This window comes from Stenotrophomonas maltophilia group sp. RNC7 (assembly GCF_030910085.1).
Classification (GTDB): Bacteria; Pseudomonadota; Gammaproteobacteria; order Xanthomonadales; family Xanthomonadaceae; genus Stenotrophomonas; species Stenotrophomonas sepilia.
Genome location: NZ_JAVFVN010000204.1, coordinates 1 through 326 on the forward strand (window position 1 = coordinate 1; position 326 = coordinate 326).

Genomic DNA, 326 nt, shown 5'->3' on the forward strand with positions numbered 1-326 from the left:
AAAAAGAATATTAACGGCTTTTGTTTAAGTTTAAATTTCTTTAGATATTGTGGAATTAATGGATCTAAACCATATAACTTATAACGTTGTTTTTCTTCTTTTAATTGATTACAAAACCAAATATTATGAGCAATTATACTATCTGCAATTATAGCAAAATGATCTTGATGTTCTCTTTTCCAACTTAAATTTTTATGCTCAAAATTTTCGTATTTAGTATGAGTATTTTTATCCTTCTCTTCTTCAAATGCTGAATTGTAATTTTTTATAAGCCTATCAAATAATATAAATCCTGCTAATATTCCATGGTCTATAGAATGAAAATA

1 protein-coding gene is annotated in these 326 nt (G+C 23.9%); it reads right to left on the bottom strand.

Translation table 11 applies throughout. From position 1 onward, the window contains the following. Positions 1–326, bottom strand: a 326-nt coding sequence (locus RCF13_RS02855; RefSeq protein WP_308140823.1) for a hypothetical protein, incomplete at both ends; no start/stop codon positions are given.